Below are 15,834 nucleotides of genomic sequence, written 5' to 3' on the forward strand. Positions count from 1 at the left end.
GTTCCTCCCTCCGTCCATCGCCCGCGAGAGTATCCACTGACGATACCACCGCCCTGACGGCGCTCAAGCGCCGTTACCGTGCGTTCACGATCGTCAGCCCCGTGAGCACGTCGTGCAGCAGCCGCCGGTCGTCGCGCAGGAGGCCGACGAGGATGTCGATCACCAGCACCAGCACGGTGCCGGCCGCGACGTAGAAGAGGAGAGCATGGACGGCTGCGGTGATGAAGTCGACCCGCGTGCCGCCGGGACCGATCACCCTGAGGCCCAACATGCGCATGCCGATGGTCGACTGCCGGCTGCCGCCCACCGTGACCGCGCTGTAGAGCACGCCCGTGCCTGCCCCGACGAGCGGGAACAGGAACCAGGCGAGCCCGAAGGTGAAGACCCCGAGCACCGCCACGATGACGAACAGCATCACCATGAGCACGGCGATGACGCAGATGTCGACGAGATAGGCGAAGAGGCGTGGCGTCAGCACGCCCGCGGTGGCCTCGGGCGGCAGCGTCGGCATGTTCTCACTCATGGATCCTGTCCTGTTTCGAGGGGGCGGCTGGTCGTGGTGCCTCACGGCGTCTCGCTCAGGCCGCGGGCATCGACCCGGCGCGGAGCGAGCCCGTCCGCCTCGAGCGCGGCGAGGATGGCGCGGGTGTGCTCGGCATCGCGCGTCTCGACCGTGAGGTCGATGGTGACCCCCTTGGCCGGGACATCGAGATAGAGGCGCCCGTGCGAAACTTCGAGGATATTGGCACCGAGTTCCCCCAGCCGGCTGGCGACACGGCCGAGCAGTCCCGGCCTGTCACTCGTTGTAATGCGGAAGGAGACGATCCGTTCCGCCCGCTCCAGCTCGCGCACCATCACCGAGGCGAGGAGCCGCGCGTCGATGTTGCCGCCGCACAGGACGAGCCCCACCTTCCTGCCGCTGAAGCGCTCCGGCCGGGCGAACATGGCAGCGAGGCCGGCCGCGCCCGCGCCCTCCGCCATGGTGCGTTGCTGGGTGGCATAGGCGTTGACCGCCCGCTCGATGGCCGCTTCCTCGACGAGGATGATCTCGCTCGCGAGCGCCCGCACGATCGGCAAGGTCATCGTGCCCACCGTCTTGACCGCGATGCCCTCGGCCAGCGTCGGTCCGCCGATGGGCAGGTCGCTGCCGGTGATGGCATTGTGGAAGGAGGGGTAGAGCAGCGCCTCGACGCCGACGACGTCGATCCCGGGCTTCAGCGCCTTCGCCGCCACGGCGATGCCGGAGAACAGGCCGCCGCCGCCGATGGGCACGACGAGCGTGTCGAGGTCCGGCACGTCGGCCAGCATCTCGAGCGCGATGGTGCCCTGACCCGCCATGACGGCCGGATCGTCGTAGGGGTGGACGAAGACGAGCCCTTCCTCGGCGGCGATGGCACGGGCCCGCTCGGCCGATTCGTACAGCGTCTCGCCGAAGAGGACGACGCGCGCCCCGTGCGCCCGGGTGTTCTCCACCTTCACGAGGGGCGTCGCCTCGGGCATCACGATGGTGGCGGGAATGCCGAGCCGCCGCGCGTGATAGGCGACCGCCTGGGCGTGATTGCCGGCGGACATGGCGATGACGCCGCGCCGGCGCTCGTCGTCGGTGAGGCGCGTCAGCTTCACCAGCGCGCCGCGCTCCTTGAAGGAGCCGGTCGCCTGCATGTTCTCGTGCTTGACGAAGACCTCGGCGCCGGTGAGCGCCGACAGGCGCGGAGCGGGCATCATCGGGGTGCGCAGCACCTTTCCGGCGACGATGGCCGCCGCCGCTTCGACATCCGCGAGGGTGATGGCGTGCCGCTCAGCGGTCATTCCCGATACGTCCTCCAGCATGGCTTGCCAGCCGCTCCCCTTAATCGACGCCGACCGCGCGGCCTATCGCAGATGCTGCGCGGCGGCTCATATCTCGCGCGGCACAAGGTGGCGTTCGCCGAACAACCCGCCCGGCCGCAGCACGAGGAATAGCACGAGCAGGCAGTAGACCGCGATGTCGCGCAGCTCGATCGGCAGGGCCGCCGACCAGGCGGCCTCCACTGCGGCGATGATGAGTCCTCCGGCGAGCGCGCCGGCGACCGAGCCGATGCCGCCGACGACCGCCGCGACGAGCGCCTTCAGCCCGAGTGCCAGCCCGCCGGAAAAGCCGACGCCGCCATATTGCGCGACCATCAGGAAGCCCGCGAGCGCGGCAAGGCCGGTCGCGAGGGCGAAGGTGAGCGAGAACAGCACGCGCCCGTCGATGCCGAAAAGGGCGGCGGCCACGGGATCGTCGGCATAGGCCCGCCAAGCGCGGCCGAAGTGCGTGCGTGCCAGCAGGATGATGAGGAGTCCGGCCGCCAGCGCGCCCGTGGCGGTGACGAGGAGCGACATGGGCGTGACGGTGACGAGGAAATCGCGGGTCCCGGCAATGCCGAGTGTCGCATTCCACACCGGCGGCACCCAGCGTCCGCTCTCGCCCTGGGCGAGGCGCAGGTATTCGGCGAGCGCGATGGAGAGCCCGACCGTCACGATGACGATCTGCTGGCCCTTGAGGCGCAGCAGTGGCACGACGGCAAGCCGCCCCGCGACGAGCCCGTGCAGGGCGCCCGCCATCACCGCGACGACAAGACCCGACAGAAGGCCCGGCAGCGGCGTCACGACGCCGCCGGCGACGGAGAGCGCGATGGTCAGCGTCGCCGCCATGCCGCCGAGTACGGCGAACTCGCCGAAGCCGAGCATGATGCGCCGCACGAGACCGAAGATGAGTGCATAGGAGGCCGCAAGGAGGCCGTAGATCGCCGCCATCGGCAGAGCGGCAAGGGCCTGCTGGAGGCCGTAGGCGAGGGGCGAGGGCAGTTGCAGCACGCGCGCTGCGCCCGCCCTCCGCTCCGGGTCGGATGCAGCCGCCTCTGGCGTCTCGAGATAGAAGCGCTGCAGGAAATAGACGGAGGCGTCGCTGAGCGCCCCCCGCTCGGTCGTGATGCCGACGAGCCGTGCCTTGCCCGCGGCAAAGCCGGTGCCGGCGAAACGGCAGGTGATTGTCCGTCGGCGCGTGCCACGCGGGGTGCCGACCTCGTACTGGATCAGCACCTCGTTGCGTCCCGGCCCGGGGCGCGGCTCCGACAGGCGAAAGTTCGCGCCATCGGCGTTGAGGGCCGGGATCGCCTGCCGGCAGATGCGCGCCTGCTCCGCATCGACGCCGCGCCCGCAGCCCGCAAGGGCAAGGCAGGCAGCAAGGAGCAGGAGGATGCGGCGCAGCATGGCCGCACTGTAGCGGGCGCCGCGCGCCGCGAAAGGGGCCTTTAGAGCGCGCGGCCGAGCTTCTCCGCAATCCGGGGTGCGAAATAGGTCAGGATGCCGTCGGCACCGGCACGCTTGAAGGCGAGGAGGCTCTCGACCATGGCCCGCTCGCCGTCCAACCAGCCGTTGCGGGCCGCCGCCTCGATCATCGCGTATTCGCCCGACACCTGATAGGCGAAGGTCGGCACGCCGAAGGTGTCCTTGGCCCGGCGCACGATGTCGAGATAGGGCAGGCCCGGCTTGACCATGATCATGTCGGCGCCTTCCTCGAGATCCATGGCAATCTCGCGCATGGCCTCGTCGGAATTGGCCGGGTCCATCTGGTAGGTGCGCTTGTCGCCGACAAGCGTCGCGCTGGTGCCGATGGCGTCGCGGAACGGCCCGTAGAAGGCGGAGGCATATTTGGCGGCATAGGCCATGATCTGCACGTCCTGGAAGCCGGCCCCGTCGAGCGCGGCGCGGATCGCAGCGACGCGCCCGTCCATCATGTCGCTCGGGGCGATGATGTCGCAGCCGGCTTCGGCCTGCACCAGCGCCTGCCGCACGAGCAGGGCGACCGATTCATCGTTGAGGATGGTCTCGCCCGCGAGCACGCCGTCATGCCCATGGCTGGTATAGGGATCGAGCGCAACGTCGGTGACGATGCCGACCTCCGGCACGGCGTGCTTGATGGCGCGCACGGCCTGGCACACGAGGTTGTCGGGATTATGGGCCTCGCTGCCGGCCTCGTCGCGCAGGGCCGGGTCCGTATAGGGGAAGAGGGCGATCGCCGGGATGCCGAGCGCGGCCGCCCGCTCGGCGTCGCGCACAGCCATGTCGACCGACAGCCGCTCGACGCCCGGCATGGAGGCGACCGGCACGCGCAGCTTGTCGCCGGCGATGACGAAGAGCGGCCAGATGAGATCGTTCGTCGTCAGCACGTTCTCCTGCACCAGCCGACGGGCCCACTGCGCTTTGCGGTTGCGGCGCGGGCGCTTGACGGGCACCGGCAGGGCCGGCGCGGCGAGCATCTCCCCGCCCGCACGCTTGCGCTCGTCGAGGGGGCTGACGGTCTTGGATGTCATGGTGTCGCTCTCGAAGTCTCGCTCGTGCCGCAGGTCGGGCGCTTCATGCAGGTCCGGCCTGGCGCCGTCGCTGTCCATCGTGCCCCCTTGCCCTAGCATGATCGCGCGGCGGCCCGGAAGACGTGCCGATGCCGCACAGCCATTCGCCAGACACCGGGCCGTGCATTTTTCCCCGCCGTGCCCCGCGCCGGTGCGCGTTGACGCTTGGCACGCGCGCCGGCACCTTGCCCGTCGAAGACGTGCTCGATGCAAGACCTTGAGGGAGGAGACGACGTGCAGTCCGATCAGGCGGCGGAAGCGGAAATCCTGTGCGAGCGGCGCGGCGCTGCCGGCGTCGTCACACTCAACCGTCCGAAGGCGCTCAACGCGCTCACCCTCGGCATGGTGCGCGCCATGCGCGCCGCGCTCGACGCCTGGGAGAAGGATCCGGCCGTCACCCGCGTCGTCGTCACCGGGGCCGGCGGCAGGGCCTTCTGTGCCGGCGGCGACATCCGCCGGCTGCACGATCTCGGGCGGGAAGGGCGCATCGACGAGGCGCGTACCTTCTGGGGCGAGGAGTACAAGCTCAACGCCCGCATCAAGAGCTACACCAAGCCCTATGTCGCGCTTATCGACGGCATCGTCATGGGCGGCGGCGTCGGCCTGTCCCTGCACGGCAGCCACCGGGTGGCGAGCGAGAAGCTGATGTTCGCCATGCCGGAGGTCGGCATCGGCTTCTTCCCGGATGTCGGCGCCACCTACGCCCTGCCGCGGCTGCCCGGCGCAGCCGGCACCTATCTCGCCGTGACGGGGGAGCGCATCGGCCTTGCCGATGCCTGCGCCCTCGGCATCGCCACCCACGCGGTCGCCTCCTCGGCCATGGGGCAGGTGCTGGACGATTTATGCGCGGGCGGTGACATCGCGGCGGTGCTCGCCGCCCATGCCGTCGATCCCGGCGCGCCGCCGCTCGCCGGCGAGCGGGCGATGATCGACCGCTGCTTTGCCGGGGCGGACATCCCCGACATCCTGAATCGATTGTTGAGCGAAACTGGCCAAAGCTCTGAAAATGCAGGCAGGCTGGCGGCGCTCATGCGCACCAAGTCGCCGACCAGCATGGCGATTGCCCGCGAGCAGATGCGCCGCGGCGCCAGCCTCACTTTCGCCGAGGCCATGCGGCTGGAGTACCGCATCGTCTCGCGCATCGCGGAAGGGCACGACTTCTACGAGGGGGTGCGCGCCGTGATCGTGGACAAGGACCAGGCGCCGAAATGGCGCCCGCAGCGCGTCGAGGAGGTGACAAGCGAGGCGATCGCGGCTTATTTCGCCCCTTTACCGGAAGGCGACCTCGCCATCGATTGAGATGGCCGGCCCTTCCCGGCGGAAAGGGGTGATGGGCATGTTCCAGCACGGCGGAGACGACGAGGCCCGTGGCGGGCAGCCGGGCGAACCACCCGGCACGACGCGCGGGCTGCTCGATGCCATCGCCCTGCACGAGCGGGCGGCCGCCCTGCGCTGGGACCAGATGCTCGTCTGGTTCATGCGCGTGATGGCCTGCGCCTGGCTGGTGAAGGGTCTCGGCGCCTGGGCCGTGCTGCTCGGCTTCGGCCCGGGGGAGGGCGTCGCCTTCGAGGCGCGCTCGCTGTCCTTCCAGGCCACCATCATCTACTTCGCCGTCATCGACCTCGTGGCGGCCGTCGGCCTGTGGCTGACGAGCACGTGGGGCGGCGTGATGTGGCTTCTGGCCGTCACGAGCCACATCATTCTCGCCTTGTTCTTTCCGCGTATCGTCATGAGCAATGCCATGACGCTGAGCGCATTCGTCTCGCTCATCCTGCTCTATCTCGCGATTTCATGGAAAGCGGCGCGCCAGGAAGACTGATGTCTTGTGCTCGGCGGCCTTCCTTTGCGGACTCATTGCAAGGGAAATGCACCGGCTGGCGATCTTTTCCCTTGCACCGGGCGTCAACGTCGGTTGCAATGAGGGACAGCCTGCAGCGAATGCGGGAAGGAGTAGATGAGGCATGTCTGCCGAATGGACGTAATGACCGAGGGATCGTTGAGGTTTGATTCACGACGTTTCGCAAAGATTTGATTCATCCTATTGCTTAAATTCGTCTTCATCGGCGCAGGCTATCGTACTCCTCATAAAAGGCCGGAAGATCACAATCCGGCCTGCGTAACAGGCGATGGGGCGTATGATGGGGACTGTGATGAAGACGGTAGAGCCGACGCCGGTTCATTCCATAGACGCTGAAATCGGTCCGCTCTACTTGGAGGCGTTGACGCTGGTGGAGCGGTTGCATCGCCGTCTGCTCGACGTCATCAAGGACGAGTTCGAGCGCCGCGGGCGCACGGACGTCAATGCCGTGCAGGCGCTGCTGCTCTACAACATCGGCGACAAGGAGCTGACAGCGAGCGAGCTGCGCACCCGCGGCTACTATCTCGGCTCCAACGTGTCCTACAATGTGAAGAAGCTCGTCGAGATGGGCTACCTGCACCATGCGCGCTCGCGGGTCGACCGCCGCTCGGTGCGGATCAGCCTGACCGACCGCGGGCGCGAGGTTCACGAGATCGTGTCCACGCTCTACGACAAGCACACGCGGACGATCGAGGCCATCGGCGGCGTCACGGCCGAGGATTTCCGCAACCTCAATCAGGCCCTCGTACGGCTCGAGCGCTACTGGACGGATCAGATCCGCTACCGGCTCTGATGTCCCTTGTCATGAATCGCAAGGCGTCCGGCGACCCGGCACGGTCGCCGGATGTTGCATAATTGCAGCGCCCGGATTTTTGCGCGCGATGGGGCCGGATCATGGCGCCGCCTGCCACAAATTGGCCCGAGTGCTCGCCGACAGCTCACGCTTGATTAACCGTAGACGGTTTAATTAGGGTCAGTCGTCCCTACGGGCGGCGATGTGGCGGCGTTCTTGTGCGCCGCCGGCAGTCACAGCGAATTCGACGATCAGGATTCCTGCCAGTGCGCATTTCGGTTTCCAAACTCCATGCCTCCGCCTTTGCCGGCGCCATCGCGGTTGCGTATGCCGCCCTCTCGGCTCCGGCCGGCGCCCAGCAGCCCATGGTGATCGCCTCCCAGGCCGAGTGGAGCCAGGGCTACGATGCGGCGCCCCGGATCCGGGTGCAGCGCTCCTTCATGCCGACGGTATCGCAGGAGGCGATCGTCGGCACCGAGCAGGCCATCGCGCGCTATCGCGAGATCGCGGCGCGAGGCGGCTGGGGCCAGGTCTCATCCAACCAGCGGCTGCGCATGGGCGCCAAGGGCCCGGGCGTCGTCGCCCTGCGCGAGCGTCTCATCCTGTCCGGTGACCTCGAGCCGTCCGCCGGTAACTCGCCGGTGTTCGACACCTACGTCGAGGCCGCGGTGAAGCGCTTCCAGGCGCGGCATGGCCTCAATGCGACCGGAGTCGTCAACGGGCCGACCGTTTCCGCGCTCAACGTGCCGGTCGATACCCGCCTGCGCCAGCTCGAGATCAATCTGGTGCGTCTGCGCGCCCTCTCGGGCGACCTCGGCGAGCGCTACGTGATCGTCAACATCCCGGCCGCCCTCGTCGAGACGGTCGAGGGCGGGCAGGTCGTCAGCCGTCATGCCGCCGGCGTCGGTAAGATCGACCGTCAGTCGCCGATCATGAACGCCAAGATCACCGAGATCAATTTCAACCCGTTCTGGACGGTGCCTGCCTCCATCATCCGCAAGGACCTCATCCCGAAGATGCGGCAGGACCCGACCTACCTGTCGGACAACAAGATCCGCGTCTACAACAGCCAGGGTCAGGAAGTCCCGCCGCAGAGCATCAACTGGAACTCCGACGAGGCCACGCGCTACATGTTCCGGCAGGATCCCGGCGCGGACCTCAACTCGATGGGCTTCGTGCGCATCAACATTCCCAACCCGCACGGCGTCTACATGCACGATACGCCGGCCAAGGGCATCTTCGGCGACGACTTCCGCTTCGTCTCGTCCGGCTGCGTGCGCGTGCAGAACGTGCGCGACTACATCACCTGGCTGCTCAAGGAGACGTCCGGTTGGGATCGCGCGGCGATCGACCAGGCGATCGCCTCGGGCGAGCGAATCGACGCCCGCCTCGCAAGGCCGGTGAACGTCTACTGGACGTACATCACGGCCTGGGCGTCGCCCGACGGCATCGTGCAGTTCCGCGACGACGTCTACAACCGCGACGGCCTCGGCGTGCAGAACGTGATGGCGGCGGCCCAGGCGGAAGAGACCGAGCCGGTCAACTGACCTGCCATCCCGACCGATCGAGAAGCGGCCCGTCCCTTGGCGGGCCGCTGTCTCTTGTTGCAGGCGCCTGCCCATGCAGCGGGTGCGACGCCGTTGAGCGTCCGGTGCCTGTTGGCGCTCGTCGAGCGAAGTGTTATGCACCTCTCGTGCGGGACGAGAGGGCCCGCCCCAACATATCGTAGGTCATCAAACGAAAGGCTTGCGCCCCGGCTGGACGTCCCGTCCAGCGCCTCGGGAGGCGGGCGGCCCCCGATCGTCGGTGACCCGGATCCGGTGACCTGAAGTCGAGGTGAAGCCATGAGCGCGAGCAACGCCGTTCCGTCCCATCTGTCCAACAGCTTCTTCTCGGCCGGGCTGGCGGATGCCGACCCCGAGATCGCCCGTGCCGTCGCGCTCGAGCTCGGCCGCCAGCAGACCGAGATCGAGCTCATTGCCTCCGAGAACATCGTTTCGCGAGCTGTGCTCGAGGCGCAGGGGTCGGTGATGACCAACAAGTACGCCGAGGGCTATCCCAAGCGCCGCTACTACGGCGGCTGCCAGTTCGTCGACATCGCCGAGGAACTCGCCATCGGGCGTGCCTGCCGCCTGTTCGACTGCCGCTTCGCCAATGTGCAGCCCAATTCCGGCTCGCAGGCCAACCAAGCCGTGTTCATGGCGCTCGCCCAGCCGGGCGACGTGTTCATGGGCCTCGACCTCGCCGCGGGCGGGCACCTGACGCATGGCGCCAAGCCCAACATGTCGGGCAAGTGGTTCCGCCCCGTGCACTACACGGTGCGCGAGGACGACCAGCGCGTCGACATGGACGAGGTCGAGCGCCTCGCCCACGAGCACAAGCCCAGGATCATCGTTGCCGGCGGCTCGGCCTATTCGCGCCATTGGGACTTCGCCCGCTTCCGTCAGATCGCGGACGCTGTCGGTGCCTATTTCATGGTCGACATGGCCCATTTCGCGGGGCTCGTGGCCGGCGGGGCGCATCCCTCGCCGTTCCCCCACGCCCACGTGGTGACGACGACCACCCACAAGACCCTGCGCGGGCCGCGCGGCGGCATGATCCTCACCAATGACGAGGACCTCGCCAAGAAGATCAATTCCGCCATCTTCCCCGGTCTGCAGGGCGGCCCGCTCATGCACGTCATCGCCGCCAAGGCGGTGGCCTTCGGCGAGGCGCTGCGGCCCGAGTTCAAGGTCTATGCCCGTTCGGTGGTCGAGAACGCCAAGGTCCTCGCCGACACGATGGTGGAGGCGGGTTTCGCCGTCGTCTCCGGCGGCACGGACAACCACCTGATGCTCGTCGACATGCGCCCCAAGGGCCTCACCGGCAAGGCGGCCGAGGCGGCGCTCGGCCGCGCGCACATCACCTGTAACAAGAACGGCGTGCCCTTCGACACCGAGAAGCCGACGATCACCTCCGGTATCCGGCTCGGCACGCCGGCCTGCACGACGCGCGGCTTCGGCGTCGCCGAGTTCAGGCGCGTCGGCGAGCTCATCGGCGAGGTGCTCGCCGGGCTCGCCAAGAACGGCGAGGAGAACAACGCGGCGGTGGAGAACGCCGTGCGCGAGAAGGCGCACGAGCTGACGCGGCGGTTCCCCATCTATCCCTGAGGCCGCCACGGCCGGAGAAGCGCCATGCGCTGCCCCTATTGCGGTAATCTCGACACGCAGGTGAAGGACTCGCGCCCGACGGACGACCATTCGGTCATCCGCCGGCGGCGCATCTGTCCCGACTGCGGCGGGCGTTTCACGACCTTCGAGCGCGTCCAGTTGCGCGAGCTCACGGTGGTGAAGCGCTCCGGCCGGCGCGTGCCCTTCGACCGGGACAAGCTGATGCAGTCCGTCTCCATCGCGCTGCGCAAGCGCTCTGTGGACGAAGAACGGGTGGAGCGCATGATCAACGGCATCGTGCGCCAGCTCGAGAGCTCAGGCGAGACCGAGATCCCGAGTGAGAAGATCGGCGAACTCGTCATGGAAGGGCTGCGCAACCTCGACAGCGTGGCCTATGTCCGCTTCGCCTCGGTCTATCGCAATTTCCGCGAGGCCAAGGATTTCGAGGAGATCATCGGCGAGCTGGCCGGGGGAGAGATCATTCCCCTCAGGCGGGAGCACGAGGAAAGTTGACCGTGCCCGGACCAGCGGTTGCGCCGGAAGCCTTCTCCGCCGCGCCGTCTGCGCGTTCCCGAGAGATGCTCGATACGGGCTTCATGACGACGGCGCTCGCCCTCGGCGCGCGCAACCTCGGTCATGCCGCCCCCAACCCCTCCGTCGGTGCCGTCATCGTGGCTCACACGGCCGCGGGCTCGCTCGTCGTCGGGCGCGGCGTGACCCATCCCGGCGGGCGCCCGCATGCCGAGCGCGTGGCACTCGATCGGGCCGGCGAGGCGGCCCGCGGCGCGACGATGTATGTCACGCTGGAGCCTTGTTCCCACCACGGCCGCACGTCGCCCTGCTCCCAGGCCATCGTCGAGGCCGGCATCGCCCGGGTCGTCTCGGCGATCGAGGATGCCGATCCGCGCGTGCGCGGCCAGGGCCATGCCCAACTGCGCGCCGCCGGCATCGCCGTCGAGGTCGGTCTCGGCGGGGTAGAGGCCTTCCGTCAGCATCGCGGTCACTTCCTGCGCGTCACCCAAGGCCGCCCTGCCGTGCACATCAAGCTGGCGCAGACGGCGGACGGCATCGCCGCCCGGCCCGGCACGCGACTCATGATCACCGGCCGCGCGGCGAACGACCGGGTGCACCTGATGCGTGCCCATGCCGATGCCATCATGGTCGGCGTCGGCACCGTCCTCGCCGACGATCCGCAACTGACCGTGCGGTTGCCGGGCATGGACGAGCGGTCGCCCCTGCGCATCGTCGTCGACAGCGCCTTGCGCACGCCGGCGACGGCGGAAATAGTCCGGACCGCGAGCGCGTGGCCGACCTGGATTGTTGCTACGGACAACGCGCCCATCGCGGCGGAGCAGGCGCTGCGTGCTGCCGGCGTCGAGGTCATGCGCGTCGCCGCCGGACCGGACGGGCGGGTGGATCTTACCGCCATGCTGCAACTCTTCGGCAGCCTCGGCCTGACGCGCATCCTGTGCGAGGGCGGACCGGCCCTTGCGGAAGCGCTGGCGAGGGCCGATCTCGTCGACGAGGTGACGCTGATCACGGCCAGCCATGCCTATGACGGGCGCGAGGCCGGCATCGCCGCGCTCGGCCCGGCGCTCGCGGAAGCGCTCGCGGGGGAGGGAGCACTCGTGCGCTTCGGCGAGGCCACGGCGGGCGAGGACCATCTGGCCTTTTGGGAAAGGACTCGTTGATGTTCACCGGCATCGTGACGGATGTGGGCGAGGTGGTCGCCGCCGAGGACTTCCAGGGCACGCTGAGGCGCCTGCGTATTCATTCTGCCTACGATCCGGCCGGCATCGCCCTTGGCGCCTCTATCGCCTGCGGCGGTCCGTGCCTCACCGTCGTCGCGGTGGGCCCGCGCGAAGGCGGCTCTTGGTTCGAGGTCGATTGCGCCGCCGAGACGCTGGCGCGCACCACCGTGCCGCGCTGGCACGTGGGCACGCGCGTCAATCTCGAGCGGGCGCTGAAAATCGGTGACGAGCTCGGCGGCCACATCGTCACGGGCCACGTCGACGGTGTCGGCGAGATCATCGGCTGGGACGGCATCACCGAGACCGGCGGCGCGGACGATCCCTGGGGGCCGAGCGCCCGGGTGACGGTGCGCGCGCCGCGCGGGCTCGCGCCCTTCATCGCCGAAAAGGGGTCGGTGACGCTCGACGGCACGTCGCTCACCGTCAACGGCGTTGCCGACGACACCTTCTCCGTGCTGCTTATCCCGCATACCATCGCGGTCACCACGTGGCGCGACCGCAAGGTGGGCGACGCGCTCAACATCGAGGTCGATCTGATGGCGCGCTACGCCGCCCGCCTTGCGGAGGCGCGAGCGGCGGGGTACTGACGCGAGCAAGATTTCCTGATCGACGAACCCGTGGCCGCGACGGCTGCGGTCCCGATTGTCCGGGCGGGTTCCCGTCCCGCCGCGCAAACGAAAAGAACATCATGGCCGGTCCACGCCAAGCCCAACTTGACGCCGCGCCCCTGCCGGGCGCACGTGTCCTCATTGTCGAGGCGCGCTTCTACGACGAGATCGCCGACGAACTGCTGGCCGGCGCCGAGGCCGCCATCGCGGCGGCCGGTGCCGAGAGCCACCTCATCACCGTGCCCGGTGCGCTCGAGGCCCCGGCCATGGCCGCTATTGCGCTCGATGCGGCCGAGGCTGCCGGCCGGCCCTTCGATGCGGTGGTCGTGCTCGGCTGCGTCATCCGCGGCGAGACTGGCCATTACGACATCGTCGCCGGCGAGAGCGCGCGCGCGCTGATGGACCTGTCGGTTTCGCGCCGCATCCCGCTCGGCAACGGCATCCTGACGGTGGAGAACGAGGCGCAGGCCTTCGCCCGCGCCCGTGTCGCGGAGATGAACAAGGGCGGCGGCGCGGCCGAGGCGGCACTCGCCGTGCTGCGCCACAAGCGGGCGCTGGCGGAGGTGTTGCGATGAGCCGCAGCGAGATGCGCAGCGCCGCCCGGCTCGCCGCCGTGCAGGCGCTCTACGAGATGGACATCGCCGGCACGGGCGTCATGGAGGCCGTCGCCGAGTTCGAGAACCACTGGATCGGCCGCGAGGTCGAGGGCGTGACCTTCCGCGCGCCCGACGTCGACCTGTTCCGCGACATCATCGCCGGCGTGGTACGTGAGCAGAAGCTCGTGGACCGCCGCCTCGACGAGGCGCTCGCCAAGGGATGGCCGCTGAAGCGCGTCGAGGTGGTGCTGCGGGCCGTGCTGCGCGCCGGCGCCTACGAGCTCTTCTTCCGCAAGGACATCCCGGTCCGCGTCACCATCTCGGAATATGTCGACGTCGCCCGCGCCTTCTACGACGAGGACGAGCCGGGCCTCGTCAATGCCGTGCTCGACGCGCTGGCGCGCAGCGTGCGGGCGGCCGAGCTCGCGACGCGCCCCTGAGGCGGGCATGGCGGGCGGCTCACCCTTCAGCGAAGACGAACTGATCGGGCGCTTCCTCGCGCCGCTCGCCGGGGAGGGCGGCTTCGGCCTCAAGGACGACACGGCGCTCCTGTCGCTGCCGGAGGGCGAGGAACTCGTCCTGACGGTTGATGCTGTCGTCGCCGGGGTGCACTTCCTGCCGGACGATCCGCCGGGCTCCATCGCCCGCAAGGCCTTGCGGGTCAATCTTTCGGACCTCGCCGCCAAGGGGGCCGCGCCGCGCGGCTTCCTGCTCGTCCTTGCCCTGCCGCCCGGCTGGACGGAGGGGTGGATGGCCGATTTCGCCGCCGGGCTCGGCGAGGATGCGGCGGCCTATGGCTGCCCGCTGCTCGGCGGCGACACCGTGCGGACGCCCGGGCCTCTGACGCTGTCGATCACCGCCTTCGGTGCCGTGCCGCAGGGCACGATGGTGCCGCGCACGGGTGCGCACGAAGGTGACGCGGTGCTCGTCAGCGGCACCATCGGCGATGCCGCGCTCGGCCTCGCGCTCCACACGGGCAAGGCTGGCGCCTGGGCGGCGGCCCTGACGGAGGAGGAGCGGGCATGCCTCGTCGATCGCTATCTCCACCCTCGGCCGCGGACGAATCTCGCCGCGGCCGTCCGGGCGAATGCGCGGGCGGCGATGGACGTTTCCGACGGTCTCGTCGGCGATTTCGCCAAGATGCTGCGTGCCGCCCGGCTCGGCGGCGAGATCGACCTCGCGCTTCTGCCCCTGTCCACCGCGGCGCGTTCTGCGCTCGACGCAGATGAGACCCTCGTTGAGGCCATCGCGACGGGGGGCGACGATTATGAAATCCTCTGCACGGTCCCCGAGAGCGGAGTCGCTGGGTTTGTGGAGGCTGCCCGCAGTGCCGGCACGCCACTGACCCGGATCGGGACCGTGGGCGCCCCCGGTGGCGGGCTGACCATCCGCGACGGGGCAGGCGAGCGGCAGTTCGCCAGGGGCTCCTACGGGCATTTCTGAGGCGGTTGAAGCGAGGGCTGACGGTGGTTGAGATCGACGACAGGCTGGCCCGGCGCAACGCGATCATTCTGGCGGGAGCCCAGGCCTTCGGTGCCGCCAGTCCGCCCATCGTCGTGTCGCTCGGCGGCATCGTCGGTGTATGGCTGGCGCCGGACAAGGCGCTGGCGACCCTGCCGGTGAGCCTGTTCAATCTCGGCGTGGCCGCCGGCACCATCCCCGCCGCGATGCTGATGCGCCATCTCGGCCGGCGCTCGGGCTATGTCGTCGGGGCGGTCCTCGGCGCGCTCGCGGGGCTCGTCGCGGCCGGCGGCATCTATGTCGGCGCCTTCCTGATCTTCTGCCTCGGCACATTCCTCGCCGGCAACTACTCCTCCTTCGTTCAGAGCTACCGCTTCGCGGCCACGGACGGGGCGAGCTTCGCCTTCCGCCCGCGAGCCATCTCCTTCGTCATGGTGGGCGGGCTCTTGGCGGCGGTCATCGGGCCGCAGGTCGCGATCCACACGCGCGACCTCTTCTCCGGGGCGCCGTTCGTCGGCAGCTTCCTCGGCCAGGGGGCGCTCGCGCTCATCGCCCTGCCCATCCTCTTCATGTTGCGGCCGGTGCCGATGCCGGCGGCTGCCCATGGCGGCGGCCGGCCCCTGTGGCAGATCGTGCGGGCGCCGCGCTTCATCGTGGCCGTCAGCGCCGGCACCGTCACCTATGCCCTGATGAGCTTCGTGATGACGGCCGCGCCCGTCGCCATGGTCGGCTGCGGCCATACGGTGGGGGAGGCGACGCTTGGCATTCAGTGGCACGTGCTCGCCATGTTCGGGCCAAGCTTCGTCACCGGCCGTCTCATCAATCGCATCGGCCACAGCGCCACCACCGCACTCGGCCTGCTGCTCATCGCCGCCGCGGCGGGCGTCGCCCTGTCGGGGCTGGCGGTGGCGCATTTCTGGCTGTCGCTCGTCCTGCTCGGCGTCGGCTGGAATCTCGGCTTCATCGGCGCCACCGCCATGGTCACCGAGTGCTACCGGCCCGAGGAGCGGGCGAAGGTGCAGGCGGCGAACGACTTCCTGATGTTCGGCACGGTCGCCGTCGCGTCCTTCTCCTCGGGCAAGCTGCTCGACGTGGCCGGCTGGGAAACAGTGAACTGGATCGTCTTTCCCCTCGTCACGCTCGTCCTCGTGATGATCGGCGTGCAGGAACTGATGACCCGCCTGCGGACACGCCAGGTCTCGGCCTGAAGCAGACCCAAAACGCCTCCAAACAGAAAAAAGC

15 protein-coding genes and 1 pseudogene are annotated in these 15,834 nt (G+C 69.1%); 12 read left to right on the forward strand and 4 right to left on the reverse strand.

Features of this window, described 5'->3' with window-relative positions:
* Positions 1 to 73: 73 nt before the first annotated feature.
* The 4 genes from BOQ54_RS08120 to hemB form a co-directional block, all read right to left on the reverse strand.
* Complete coding sequence (locus tag BOQ54_RS08120; protein WP_071923677.1) at positions 74 to 523, reverse strand: RDD family protein; 450 nt, start codon at positions 521 to 523, stop codon at positions 74 to 76.
* 41 nt (positions 524 to 564) lie between these two features.
* Complete coding sequence (locus BOQ54_RS08125; RefSeq protein ID WP_055460578.1) at positions 565 to 1,809, reverse strand: threonine ammonia-lyase; 1,245 nt, start codon at positions 1,807 to 1,809, stop codon at positions 565 to 567.
* A gap of 87 nt (positions 1,810 to 1,896) precedes the next feature.
* Positions 1,897 to 3,234 carry a branched-chain amino acid ABC transporter permease gene (locus tag BOQ54_RS08130; protein ID WP_055460579.1) on the reverse strand — a complete coding sequence of 446 codons (1,338 nt, stop codon included), beginning with the start codon at positions 3,232 to 3,234 and terminating at the stop codon, positions 1,897 to 1,899.
* Between the two features lie 41 nt (positions 3,235 to 3,275).
* Positions 3,276 to 4,283 carry a porphobilinogen synthase gene (hemB, locus tag BOQ54_RS08135; RefSeq protein ID WP_055460646.1) on the reverse strand — a complete coding sequence of 336 codons (1,008 nt, stop codon included), beginning with the start codon at positions 4,281 to 4,283 and terminating at the stop codon, positions 3,276 to 3,278.
* A 327-nt stretch (positions 4,284 to 4,610) separates the two neighbouring features.
* On the opposite strand from hemB, the gene BOQ54_RS08140 reads away from it, so the two are divergent.
* The 12 genes and pseudogenes from BOQ54_RS08140 to BOQ54_RS08195 all read left to right on the forward strand — a co-directional run bounded on the left by BOQ54_RS08140 (position 4,611) and on the right by BOQ54_RS08195 (position 15,800).
* On the forward strand, positions 4,611 to 5,675 hold the full coding sequence (locus tag BOQ54_RS08140) for an enoyl-CoA hydratase/isomerase family protein (RefSeq protein WP_245280608.1): 1,065 nt from the start codon (positions 4,611 to 4,613) through the stop codon (positions 5,673 to 5,675).
* Between the two features lie 31 nt (positions 5,676 to 5,706).
* Positions 5,707 to 6,195 carry a DUF6163 family protein gene (locus BOQ54_RS08145; protein WP_245280609.1) on the forward strand — a complete coding sequence of 163 codons (489 nt, stop codon included), beginning with the start codon at positions 5,707 to 5,709 and terminating at the stop codon, positions 6,193 to 6,195.
* Between the two features lie 331 nt (positions 6,196 to 6,526).
* Entirely contained in the window at positions 6,527 to 7,027 is a 501-nt protein-coding gene (gene ldtR, locus BOQ54_RS08150) for a transcriptional regulator LdtR (RefSeq protein WP_055460581.1), read from the forward strand.
* A 266-nt stretch (positions 7,028 to 7,293) separates the two neighbouring features.
* The gene (locus BOQ54_RS08155; protein ID WP_083585929.1) at positions 7,294 to 8,574 is read left to right on the forward strand and encodes a L,D-transpeptidase family protein; all 1,281 of its coding nucleotides are present in this window, start codon (positions 7,294 to 7,296) and stop codon (positions 8,572 to 8,574) included.
* 297 nt (positions 8,575 to 8,871) lie between these two features.
* Positions 8,872 to 10,176, forward strand: a complete 1,305-nt coding sequence (glyA, locus tag BOQ54_RS08160; protein WP_071923678.1) for a serine hydroxymethyltransferase — start codon at positions 8,872 to 8,874, stop codon at positions 10,174 to 10,176.
* A gap of 24 nt (positions 10,177 to 10,200) precedes the next feature.
* A pseudogene (nrdR, locus tag BOQ54_RS08165) lies at positions 10,201 to 10,751 on the forward strand (transcriptional regulator NrdR); the annotation flags it as partial.
* 3 nt (positions 10,752 to 10,754) lie between these two features.
* Positions 10,755 to 11,867: a bifunctional diaminohydroxyphosphoribosylaminopyrimidine deaminase/5-amino-6-(5-phosphoribosylamino)uracil reductase RibD gene (gene ribD / locus BOQ54_RS08170; protein WP_071923679.1), complete on the forward strand. Its 1,113-nt coding sequence runs from the start codon at positions 10,755 to 10,757 to the stop codon at positions 11,865 to 11,867.
* Positions 11,867 to 12,514 (forward strand): riboflavin synthase, encoded by a 648-nt coding sequence (locus tag BOQ54_RS08175; protein WP_063186013.1) that lies wholly within the window; start codon positions 11,867 to 11,869, stop codon positions 12,512 to 12,514. The genes ribD and BOQ54_RS08175 overlap by 1 nt, the downstream gene beginning before the upstream one ends.
* Positions 12,515 to 12,615: 101 nt before the next feature.
* On the forward strand, positions 12,616 to 13,110 hold the full coding sequence (ribH, locus tag BOQ54_RS08180; protein WP_055460586.1) for a 6,7-dimethyl-8-ribityllumazine synthase: 495 nt from the start codon (positions 12,616 to 12,618) through the stop codon (positions 13,108 to 13,110).
* The gene (nusB, locus tag BOQ54_RS08185; RefSeq protein WP_063186015.1) at positions 13,107 to 13,571 is read left to right on the forward strand and encodes a transcription antitermination factor NusB; all 465 of its coding nucleotides are present in this window, start codon (positions 13,107 to 13,109) and stop codon (positions 13,569 to 13,571) included. Before ribH ends, nusB begins: the two co-directional genes overlap by 4 nt.
* 7 nt (positions 13,572 to 13,578) lie before the next feature.
* A complete protein-coding gene (gene thiL, locus BOQ54_RS08190; protein WP_055460588.1) occupies positions 13,579 to 14,574 on the forward strand; it encodes a thiamine-phosphate kinase in 996 nt (331 codons plus the stop codon).
* A gap of 23 nt (positions 14,575 to 14,597) precedes the next feature.
* Positions 14,598 to 15,800, forward strand: coding sequence for an MFS transporter (locus tag BOQ54_RS08195; protein WP_071923680.1), 1,203 nt, complete (start codon positions 14,598 to 14,600; stop codon positions 15,798 to 15,800).
* Positions 15,801 to 15,834: the final 34 nt, after the last annotated feature.

The organism is Chelatococcus daeguensis, assembly GCF_001887265.1.
In the GTDB taxonomy this organism is placed as follows: domain Bacteria; phylum Pseudomonadota; class Alphaproteobacteria; order Rhizobiales; family Beijerinckiaceae; genus Chelatococcus_A; species Chelatococcus_A sambhunathii.